This window comes from Kitasatospora sp. NPDC085895, assembly GCF_040702125.1.
Classification (GTDB): domain Bacteria; phylum Actinomycetota; class Actinomycetes; order Streptomycetales; family Streptomycetaceae; genus Kitasatospora; species Kitasatospora arboriphila.
Map to the genome: position 1 here is coordinate 1 of NZ_JBFBJY010000167.1, position 6,618 is coordinate 6,618.

Here is a 6,618-nt window from a genome sequence, read left to right on the forward strand (position 1 = left end):
GCGGCCGAGGTGGTCCTAGCGGAGATCGGTGCCGACATCACCAGATTCCCGTCGGCCGCCGACCTGGCCTCCTGGGCGGGGGTCTGCCCAGGCAACCACGAATCCGCCGGCAAGCACGGAACCGGCAAGACCCGACACGGTGACCCCTGGCTCAAGGGCATCCTCGGCCAGGTCGCCTCCTCTGCCTCCCGATCCAGAGACACCTACCTCAACGCCCGCTACCGGCGCATCGCCTCACGCCGCGGCAAGAAGAGAGCCTTGGTCGCCCTCGAGCACACCATCCTGATCGCCGTGTGGCACATGTTCACCCACGACACCGACTACCACGACCTCGGCGGGGACTACTTCCTCGAACGCACCGGCAAGACCAGGCAGACCCGACGGCTGGTGAGCCAGCTGACCCAACTCGGCTACCAAGTGACACTGCAGCCGACAGAAGCCGCCTGACCTGGGACAACGAGTCCCGAGCGGGGGATTTTCGTACTAGCCGTTCAATGGACAGACCCGCGCTCGGGCGCCGTCCCGGGAAGGCGAGCACAGCGTCGGCCGGGAGCACCGATGCGTGCCTACCCGCCCATCCATTACGACGGCGTAGCCGATCGGAGCGGTGCAACTTTGGACGTCGCAGAGCTGGCGCTGGACTCTTGCGAGCGAGCCACGAGCTCGGCCTGATAAGCCAGCAGCTGACCGCTCTTCCCGATGCGGCTATCACGCCGCGCGGAGGGAGTCGGGCGGTGGCGGGTACCCGATCGATGGTGCTGACGGGAGGTCAACTACAATGCGATCATGGGACCATTGACGCCGGACGGCACTGAGATCGTAGTCGGACTTGTCTGCTTCTTCCTCGTCTTCGGAGTGCTCGGGAAGATCCTCCTACCCCGCATCGAGCGGACGCTGGCGGCGCGCCAGGACGCGACCGAGGGCGGGATGGTTCGGGCGGAGGAGGCCCGGGCGGAGGCCGAGCGGATTTACCGGGAGTTCCAGGCCGAGCTCTCCACAGCTCGCCACGAGGCTGCTGAGATCCGGCAGGCGGCGGCGGAGGAGGGCGCTGCCCTTCTCGCACAGCTTCGCGCGGAGGGGCTGGAGCAGCGGGATCGTGCCGTGGCCGAGGCCAAGGTGCAGTTGGAGGCCGATCGGGTCCTCGTCGAGGCGGAGCTGCGCGCGGACCTGGTCCGGCTGGCCACCGATCTCGCGGGCCGGGTGGTCGGGGAGTCGCTCGACGGCCTCCCGCGTATCCAGGCGATAGCCGACGAGTTCTTCGGCGAGTTGGACACCGCCCGCGTCTGACGGTGGAGGCTTCCCCGCTCGGCGGCCGGAACGTTCGGCATCTGGCCTGGCCGATCCCCTGGCAGTGCAGCTACACCCTCGCCTGGGACTGGGCCGCCATCGCCCTCACCGGCATCACCATCGGCTGAGCGGCCGTGCCCGAGGACCTGGTCGTCCGCGGGGAGCAGCTCGGCCGGTGGGTGCGGGCGCGGCGGACCGGCGAGGAGCAGCTGGTCGAGGGGCAGCGGGAGCTGTTGGTCTCGGCGTAGAGGGATAAGTGGGGTGCGCAGTCGGGTGGGTGCTGGGGCTCCGCAGGGGCTCGGTGGCTCGCCCCGGTAGGCCTCCGGTCGGCTGCTCCGTCTCCGGTCGGCGGCCGGGGCTGGGCGGCTGGGGTGGGGGCGTCTGGCCCCGTGCCTGCCGACGGGCCGAGCGCCTGTTTCGGCCCGTGGCCGGCCGCACGCCGCATGCGCAGTGCGGTCTGCCATGCGGGTCGATCGATTCCGGGCATGCCGAGTTTTGTTGTCCGAATGACAGATTCCCCTCGGGTTCCATCACGACTGACGATTCAATTCAGGCTTTCCGGGCATCCTTCTGCCCGTTATTGGCGAGCATATAAAAGCGGCTCGGGTCACTTTAAATGCAGGCACTTACGCGGCGGTTCATCCGCGGGGGCGATTTGGGTACTCGCGGGCGTGGAGCAGGCGCATCTCCCACCACGGGTCGTCGGTCTTCTGTTTGCGGGCGCGGCGGATCTCGTGGGGGCCGGGCATGGGCAGGATGAGCGGGAGGCGGCCGCTGTTCTTTCGGGTGGCCTCGCAGGAGAGGCACTTCAGGGCTTCGGGAGGGGCTTCAGGGCCTCGGCAAAGTGGCGAGATGCCCGTTTTGATCACGTGAGCCCGAGGAGGGCGAGTGGTCGCTGCGGGTCGCGGGCATTGCGCCGGAGGGCGGTGGCGATGCCGCGGACGCCTGCGAGACGGAGGGCGCCGATGGTGAGGTTGCGCCAGGTGGCCATCGCTCGAGGTGCGTTGCCGGTGCGGAGCTGGGAGACGTCCTCGTTGAGGGTCACGTCCCGGATGTGGTGCACTGCCTCGATGGACCAGTGGCCGCGGATCAGGGCCGCGAGCTGTGCGGGAGCGGCCCGGCCGGCGGGCAAGCTGGTGACCGCGTAGATCGTCTTGATGGTGATCTTCCCGGTCCTGCGGTTCACTCGGCGGCGCTTGAGCTGGATGGCCTGGCGGGCGTGCGGGAAGAGTAGGTTGTTCACGGTGGCCACCTTGATGCGGCGGATCTCGCCCCGCCCGTGTCCGGTCTCCCTGATGCGTCCCTGCAAGGGGATTGCTTGCCAGGGAAGGGACGTGAGCTGCTTGCGGAGCTTCTTCAGGTTGCCCTTGACGATCACGATGTAGTGGGCGGACCGGCTCATGACCAGGTAGTCGGCGTGCTCGCGCTGGGTGTGCATCGCGTCGCTGGTCACCACGGCTCCTGCGAGGCCGGCGATGGTGTCGAGCAGGGGCTGGAAGCAGGTGATCTAACCCGAAAATAGAAGGCCAGCCCGGCAGGCGGCAGCCCCCGACGTAAGCCGGGGAAGCGCCCCTCGGGGCACCCATAGAGCTGGGTCAGGACGGGGCTGGGGCTGGAGCCAGCGTCACATCGTGGCCGAGAGATCGCAGTTCGCGTACGAGTCTCGCGGTCCGTTTCTTCTCGTCCACCAGCCGTCGGTGGTGGTCCGCGCCGAGGTCTATGAAGCGGGCGTCCGGGTCGGAGAGCAGATGCCAGGCGATCTCCAGGATGTTCCGGGCGATCGCGACCAGTGCCTTGGCGTGGCCGCGGCGTTTGACCAGCCGTTTGTAGCGCGCTCCGAGAAAGGTGTTGGTGCGTGCCGCGGAGCTGGCGGCCTCGCCCAGGGCCCGTTTGAGCCAGGGGTTGCCCTGGCCGGTCGGTCCGCTGAGGTTCTTGCCGCCGGACTGGATGGTGCGCGGGGTGAGCTTCGCCCAGGACGCGAGGTGACCGGGGTGGGGAAGATGCTCATGTCCAGTCCGATCTCCGCGAGGATCACCTGCGCCGTGGCCGGCCCGACGCCCGGGATCTCGTCCAGACGGGCGAGAGCGGACGCACGCAAGGCCGTCTCGCCGTCCCCTCGCGTCCCGTCAAGGTCTTCCATCTGCTCCAGCGCGGACCCGATCCGGACGGACAACTCGTCGATCTGCTGTTGCAGATGGTCGATGCTCGCCAACAGCGTGGCGCACAGGTAGGCATGGTGATCGTTGAACTGGCCGTTCAGGGCCTCGGTCAGAGCGTCTCGCTTCGGCTTCATCTTTCCCAGCGCGAGAGCGGCCAGCGCGTGCGGATCGCGCTCGCCAGCCACCAGGGCGTCGAGCATTGCCCGGCCCGACATGCCGAAGATGTTCGTCGCCACGTTCGAGAGCTTGATGTGGGCATCCTCCAGTACCTTCTCCACGCGCTGCTTGTGACGGGTCTTCTCCTGTGTCAGGCAGGTGCGCAACCGGGTCAGGTCCCGCAGCTCCCGCACCGGCCGTTCAGGGACGAACGATGCCCGGAGCATCCCCCGCTCGGCGAGCTTGGCCAGCCAGATCGAGTCCAGGCGGTCCGTCTTCGGCCGGCCCGGCACGTTCTTGACCTCACGGGCATTCACCAGCCAGCACTCCAGTCCGCAGGACTCGAGGAGGAAGAAGTACGGCTTCCAGTAGGTACTGGTGGACTCCATCACGACCCGTTCCACTCCGGCGTCCAGCAGTTGGTCCCCCAGCTCCAGGATGGCCGCAGTGGTGGCCCCCACGCTCCACACCCTCTGCCGTTTCACGCCCGGCTTTCCCGAGTCAGGAACCCGCAGACACACGACACTTGACACCTTCGCGATGTCGATCGCCACCACCCGCGTGAGCAGGTCGGCACCGACAACGCTCTCCTCCGGTCCCATCCGGGACTCCCCTCCTCGCAACGGCAGGGTGGCGGCCGCCCGGGAACCGGCGAGGGAAGACGAGAATCTAACCCGCGTGCTCGAAGCAACAGTGCGCAGCCCCTCCGGTCGGCTCCAGCGCCAGACTCGTTCCGGGCTCACGGGCCACAGATCATCGGTGTCGGACGGGCGGTCGCCGCCTCCCATTTTCACGGCGGCGCCGACGTTCGGGAACCGAATACATGGACTCGTTCGTCTTCTCGCCGACGTCCAGCTGGGCGAGCACGCTGCTCGTGGTGTGATCGAGAACGGCGAGCAGGTGAATCTTGCGGCCGTTCGCCCGGGCGGCGCCGCGCAGGCTCTTGCCGTCCACCGCGACCGCGCGCAGGTGCTCGGCGGGGAGATCCTTCGGCCGGCGGTCGGCGAGCCATCGCCCCACCGCGCGGTCGAGCGCGTCGCCGTCGACCTGGGCCAGGACCCGGCGGATGGTCGCCTCGCCGGGTGCCGGATGGCGCCCGGTCAGCGGATCGCGCCGGGCGCCGAGTGCGCCGAGGACATCGGGCGGGGCGTCGGCGGCCCACTCGCTGATCGCCAGCAACGAGGTTGCGCCGACCAGTACGGCGGTGGCGGCCAGGGCGAGCACGTACGACAGCGCGTGGCGCACCCCGCGGGGATCACGGGGATCGGGTACTTCGGCCAGGCGTTCCAGCAGGCCAGGGCGCTCGGCGGGCCCGGTCGGCGGCTGGTCACGGAGCTGGTCAAAGGCAGGCGGGATCAGGGATGATGCAGCGCCAGGCACGGTCTTCCAGCGGGATCACGGGGCGTCGAGAACTCCATGATCTTGGAAACCGTGCCTGCTTCACACCTGGACGACCTGCACGGCAGAGCCGGACAAGCCGGTCAAATCCGAACCTTGCCGAGGCCCTGGGAGGGGCTTCGGTGGTATGTTCCATGCCGAAGTTGGGCTGGCCGCCGAGGGGGCCCTTGCAGGTGTAGCAGGGCCAGCGTTTGGCGTGGGCGTCGCGGACGGCCTGCTGCTTCTTGTCGCGTTCGGCCTGCCACGCCTTGCTCTGGCAGTCGGCGCACGGCTCGGTGCCGTTGCTGGCCCGGCCGCGGGGGATCTCATCCGAGCGGCGCCGGCAGTCGGGGCAGCGGGTCGCCTCCAGGCGCTTTTCGCGGGCTTCGTGGGCGGCCTGCTCCTCGGCGTCGAGGCGGGCTTGGATGCGGGCACGGTACTCGGTGTGGGCGAGGGCGTCGCGCAGGGACTGCCACTGGTGGGCGCCGAAGCGCCACCAGATGTCGGCGTGCGGCCCGCGCCGCTGCAGCGCGGAACAATCATGTACCAGAAAATACCGCCTTCGACATCAGCGGAGCCCCCACACGTGCGGCCCCTGGCCGCACGCGACCGGCCCTACCGGGCACACAACCAACCACAGCCCGCGGCAGCGCAGAACCGCCGCCGTCCGTCCCGTCCGACCTTCCGCACACCACACCACTTCACTCGTTCACTCGCCCCCCTCGACCTCCTCGACATCCCGTGACCAGGACAGATGCAAGATCATCAGGATTTTGGCCTGGAGCATCTCGACGTCGCTGGCTGCCCGGAGATCGCGTCGGGGGAACGGGCGACGCTCGGTCGCATTACTTGTCGTAGGCGGACGGCGATGACCCTGCGTTGTTTCCAGATGTCGCCATTGACCGCCACCAGTCAGCGCCAGCCATCATCTCCCTGAGCTGGGTGTCGGTGAGGTCAGGATGAGCCTCTGCGGCGTGCGCCTTGATATGTCCGAACAGCTCCTCGTCATCCGCGCCGGTGAAATCGATCCTGCCGTGCGACGGATCTATGCAGTGGAATCCGCGCATTGCTCCTCCTCCACGAAGCGTCATTTGATTCTAGGCCGCGATGGCGTTAACGCGCGCGCCCAAGAACATTCCCGCACACTCGCCCATGCATTGCGTCTCCCTTCCTCCGTCCCGGGCCCATTACCCAGGGCCGATTCTCCTGATGATCTTGCATCTGTCCTGGTCACGGGATGTCGAGGGGGCAGGTGAAGAGCTCATAGGAGATGTGGCGGAGGCTGGCGGTGATGCTGGTGCGGACCCGGGGGCGTCCTCGCCGAAGGCGGTATCGCGGACAAAGTAGAGCCTGTTCTCGATGGTCCACTGCGAGCGGGCGAGCTCGGTCACCCCACCAACCGGAGCCTCGGTGCATCGGCAACGGCCCGACGCCACCCCATCACACCCAGGGCTGCGTCGTTCTCGCGATGTGTCGGTTTTGATCAGGTGATGCGGAGGGTGGCGAGGGGTCGGTTGGTGTCGCGGGCGTGATGGCGAAGGCCCGCGGCGATGTTCTGCCTGCCGGCCAGGCGGAGTGCGCCGATGGCGAGGTTCCGCAGGGCGGCCATCGCCCGTGGTGTGGTGCCGGTGCGCACGCG

The 6,618-nt window shown here is 68.3% G+C and carries 8 protein-coding genes and 1 pseudogene; 4 read left to right on the forward strand and 5 right to left on the reverse strand.

Annotated features, from left to right (window positions below; genetic code table 11):
• The 3 genes from AB0442_RS41245 to AB0442_RS41255 form a co-directional block, all read left to right on the forward strand.
• On the forward strand, nt 1-447 hold a 447-nt coding region (locus AB0442_RS41245), incomplete at its 5' end, for a transposase (RefSeq protein ID WP_366168666.1).
• A 339-nt stretch (nt 448-786) separates the two neighbouring features.
• The gene (locus AB0442_RS41250; RefSeq protein ID WP_366168667.1) at nt 787-1,287 is read left to right on the forward strand and encodes a hypothetical protein; all 501 of its coding nucleotides are present in this window, start codon (nt 787-789) and stop codon (nt 1,285-1,287) included.
• Nucleotides 1,288-1,289: 2 nt separating this feature from the next.
• On the forward strand, nt 1,290-1,415 hold the full coding sequence (locus tag AB0442_RS41255) for a hypothetical protein (protein ID WP_366168668.1): 126 nt from the start codon (nt 1,290-1,292) through the stop codon (nt 1,413-1,415).
• A 737-nt stretch (nt 1,416-2,152) separates the two neighbouring features.
• Here AB0442_RS41255 and AB0442_RS41260 read toward each other — a convergent pair.
• The 4 genes and pseudogenes from AB0442_RS41260 to AB0442_RS41275 all read right to left on the reverse strand — a co-directional run bounded on the left by AB0442_RS41260 (nt 2,153) and on the right by AB0442_RS41275 (nt 4,847).
• On the reverse strand, nt 2,153-2,794 hold the full coding sequence (locus AB0442_RS41260) for an ISAs1 family transposase (RefSeq protein WP_366168672.1): 642 nt from the start codon (nt 2,792-2,794) through the stop codon (nt 2,153-2,155).
• An 88-nt stretch (nt 2,795-2,882) separates the two neighbouring features.
• Nucleotides 2,883-3,236, reverse strand: a complete 354-nt coding sequence (locus AB0442_RS41265) for a hypothetical protein (protein ID WP_366168673.1) — start codon at nt 3,234-3,236, stop codon at nt 2,883-2,885.
• Nucleotides 3,237-3,340: 104 nt separating this feature from the next.
• Nucleotides 3,341-4,390 (reverse strand): annotated as a pseudogene (locus tag AB0442_RS41270) (IS110 family transposase); the annotation flags it as partial.
• Nucleotides 4,356-4,847, reverse strand: coding sequence for a transposase family protein (locus AB0442_RS41275; protein WP_366168669.1), 492 nt, complete (start codon nt 4,845-4,847; stop codon nt 4,356-4,358). The gene AB0442_RS41275 and the pseudogene AB0442_RS41270, both read right to left, overlap by 35 nt.
• A gap of 349 nt (nt 4,848-5,196) precedes the next feature.
• On the opposite strand from AB0442_RS41275, the gene AB0442_RS41280 reads away from it, so the two are divergent.
• Entirely contained in the window at nt 5,197-5,724 is a 528-nt protein-coding gene (locus AB0442_RS41280; RefSeq protein ID WP_366168670.1) for a hypothetical protein, read from the forward strand.
• 100 nt (nt 5,725-5,824) lie between these two features.
• Here AB0442_RS41280 and AB0442_RS41285 read toward each other — a convergent pair whose 3' ends face one another.
• Nucleotides 5,825-6,046 (reverse strand): hypothetical protein, encoded by a 222-nt coding sequence (locus AB0442_RS41285; RefSeq protein WP_366168671.1) that lies wholly within the window; start codon nt 6,044-6,046, stop codon nt 5,825-5,827.
• Between the last annotated feature and the right edge of the window lie 572 nt (nt 6,047-6,618).